Raw genomic sequence first — 3,154 nt, 5'->3', positions numbered from 1 at the left:
GCCACCCCCGCAACTACCTGGCCTTTCTCGGCCTCGCCGCAGCCATCTGCTGCTACAAGCGCCTCGTCCGCCTCACCACATAGGACACGGTCTTAAGCGATGTCGTCCTCGTCTCGCCGTTTCACTTGGGGCGATGAGGCGTCGTTGAGGGGTAACTGTCGGGTGGTCGACGCGATTTCGGTGTTCGGGCATGGCGGAGTCCTGGCGCGGTGGTCGGGTTCTCCAGGGTTCGTCGGGTCGCGGGTGGTGGTCGGGGGCATGCCGGTCAGCTGGCTGGGCGGGGCAGGGCCGCGAGTCGGTGGAAGGCGGCGGCGAGTTCGTGTCGCCATGGCCAGGTGGCGGAGATTCGCAGGTGGAGGCGTCGGCCGCCGCGGGTGAGGCGGGCGGCGACGTGCAGGAGCCGGTGGCGGAGTTTCTTGGGCTCGGCGTCGGCCAGCTCGCCGTCCAGTAGCAGGACGCGGGTCCAGGTGAGGAGGTCGATCGCTGCGAGGCTGAGTTCGAGCCAGACGGCGTTGATGGCGAAGTGGCGGGAGGGGAAGCGGCCGAAGCCGGTGGTCTTGCCGCACCGGATGTGGTCTTCGACGGTGGCGTGTCCGCGGTGGCGGACCTCCAGGAACTGGGCGGAGCCCTGGCCGCAGTAGGGGTGTCGGTGAGGAACACCTGGTGCCGCAGGCCCTCGTCCTGGTCGAGCAGGGAGAGTTGGGCCAGCGCGAGCTGGAGGACGACCTGCAGCGCCGTCCCCGTGCCGACCGGCCGGTGCTCCTGGCGCTCGGTCAACTGCCCACCGCACGGCAGCAAGGAGATCTTCCCCCGCTGCCCGGCAGCAGCACCGCGCTGCTCCTCGACGCTTCCGCGCTCGGCGCGCTCCAGCCGGCCGACGACTCTCCCGGCATCCCTCGTCTGGTATCCCGCTCCGTTCTCGAAGGCGGCCGCGGCACCCTCGACAAAGCGGCGACCGAGGAGTTCCTGAACACGGTCGTCCAGGGAGCCGAGGCCGCCCGTGCGGGAGAACGCGTTCCCACCCGCGACGCCGTCGACGCCCTCACCGCGCAGATGACCACCGACGTCGCCGACCGCATGTCAACCTTCCTCGCCGCGCTCTGGCAGGACGGCGGATCCACACTCGCCAGCTTCCCCGCACCCCAGCGAGGCGTCGGCTACGGCCCTGATGTACCTGCTGGAATCCGAGGACATCACCGACTCCGCATTCTGGAACCGGGTCGTCCGCATGATCAGCCTCCCTATCCTGCTGCGCACCCCGGCCGCCGGCACCGGCAACCTTCAGCACCTCATGCGTGAGGCGATCCAGCTCTGGACCAGCCGCGTCTGCATGATCCTGCCCGGCGCAGCAGACGCGGACATCAGCCCGTGGCGCTGGGCGGTGAAGACCGGCCAGCTGATCCTGCAGACCCCGCGGTTCCATGTGCTCGTTGCCCAGGCCCGGCGCCAACTCCCGCCCGGGCAGGAGCACGACCTGCCCCGCCTCGACGAGGTGAGGAACAGGGCCGACCGCTTCGGCATCCCGCTGACCTCTCTTCGCATGGTCGTCACGGACCGCACGTCGGATACGGCGGCCCCGGCGACGACATCTCCCATGACGCCCAACTCGACGGCATCAGCGATGCGCTGGGACAGGCCGAGGGAGTCATCGAGGCTGATGCCCGCATCCCCTCCGGTGAGACTCTCCAGTGCCTGTTCGGCACCGGCATCGCCAGCGCCCGCGGCGCACGTACCCAGGTACCCCTGGACGCGCCCTCCCCGGAACCACGGCACGCCTGTTCTCCGATCTCTCGAGCGACGAAGCCGAGAAGATCACCCAGCTCCTCGGCGCCCAAGGTCCACCTCCCGACCAGCCATGGAGCCAGCCCAGCTTCGACGACGTGTAGGACTTCGTTGAAGTGGTGGCCCGCCTCGAGACGAGGAGGGCCATCTGGGCCGTCCCAGGTACGACGATGGCCGACTACGCGGGCTTACCTACGGCGTGTCCAGGACAGAGTCCAATCCGAGGTCCTACTGCCCGGCCCAGGGCCAGGCCCGGGTCTGTCAAACGAGCGGTGTAACTGGGGTGGTTGGGGCTGCTGACGGGCTGCGGAGAGGCGGCCGTCGAAGGCGTTCAGTGTGGTCTTCCAGCGCATGGTCCAGCGGGCCTGGCCCTTGCCGGTGGGGTCCAGCGACATGATGGCCATGTAGACGCATTTCAAGGCGGCGGTCTCGTTCGGGAAGTGGCCGCGGGCCTTGACCGCCCGCCGGGTCCTGGCGTTCAACGACTCGATGGCGTTCGTGGTGCAGACGATGCGGCGGATCTCGGTGTCGAACCGGAGGAACGGTGTGAACTTCTCCCACGCGTTCTCCCAGAGCCGGACGATCGCCGGATATTTCTTGCCCCACGCGTCGGCGAACTCCGCGAACCGCGCGAGTGCGGCTTCCTCGGTCGCCGCGGTGTAGACGGGCTTGAGAAGCTTGGCGATCTTGTCCCAGTCCTGGCGGGCGGCATAGCGGAAGGAGTTCCGCAGCAGGTGGACCACGCAGGTCTGGACGGTGGTGCGGGGCCAGACGGTCTCCACCGCGTCGGGCAGGCCCTTCAGCCCGTCGCAGACGAGCATGAGGACGTCGTTCACGCCTCGGTTCTTGATCTCGGTGAGGATGTGCATCCAGTGCTTGGCATCCTCACCGCCGTCGCCGGCCCACAGGCCCAGGATGTCGCGCCGGCCCTCGACGGTGACGGCCAGAGCCACGTAGATCGGCCGGTTCGCCACGGCACCGTCGCGGATCTTCATGTGGATCGCGTTGATGAAGATCACCGGATAGACGGGGTCCAGGGGCCGGTTCTGCCACTCGGCCATGCCGTCCATGACCTTGTCGATGATCGTGGAGGTGGTCTGGCGGGAGACTTCGGCGCCATAGACCTCGGCCAGATGAGCCTGGACCTCACCGGTCGTCAGACCCTTTGCGGACAGCGAGATCACCATCTCGTCCACGCGGACAGGCACTTCTGCCGCTTCTTGACGATCTTCGGCTCGAAGCTGCCCTCGCGGTCGCGGGGCACGGATATCTCGACCGGACCGACGTCCGTCAGCACGGTCTTGGCCCGGGTCCCGTTACGGCTGTTGCCGCCGTTCTTCCCGGCAGGGTCGTGCTTGTCATAGCCGAGGTG

At 68.3% G+C, this 3,154-nt stretch carries 3 protein-coding genes and 1 pseudogene; 1 reads left to right on the top strand and 3 read right to left on the bottom strand.

Going from position 1 to position 3,154, the window contains the following annotated elements; all coding sequences use genetic code 11:
- Window positions 1–265: 265 nt before the first annotated feature.
- Window positions 266–705, bottom strand: a pseudogene (locus ABZ457_RS30570) (transposase); the annotation flags it as partial.
- Between ABZ457_RS30570 and ABZ457_RS30565 the strand changes: the two are divergent.
- Window positions 664–1,299, top strand: a complete 636-nt coding sequence (locus ABZ457_RS30565) for a hypothetical protein (RefSeq protein WP_359164321.1) — start codon at window positions 664–666, stop codon at window positions 1,297–1,299. The pseudogene ABZ457_RS30570 and the gene ABZ457_RS30565 sit on opposite strands and share 42 nt — an antisense overlap.
- A 671-nt stretch (window positions 1,300–1,970) precedes the next feature.
- Here the strand turns inward: ABZ457_RS30565 and ABZ457_RS30560 are convergent.
- Entirely contained in the window at window positions 1,971–3,050 is a 1,080-nt protein-coding gene (locus ABZ457_RS30560; RefSeq protein ID WP_359164318.1) for an IS256 family transposase, read from the bottom strand.
- Window positions 2,963–3,154, bottom strand: a 192-nt coding sequence (locus ABZ457_RS30555; protein WP_359164315.1) for a transposase, incomplete at its 5' end; no start/stop codon positions are given. The genes ABZ457_RS30555 and ABZ457_RS30560, both read right to left, overlap by 88 nt.

The sequence above is a fragment of the Streptomyces sp. NPDC005805 genome (assembly GCF_040630445.1).
Classification (GTDB): domain Bacteria; phylum Actinomycetota; class Actinomycetes; order Streptomycetales; family Streptomycetaceae; genus Streptomyces.
This window is presented reverse-complemented; position numbering and strand designations above follow the sequence as displayed.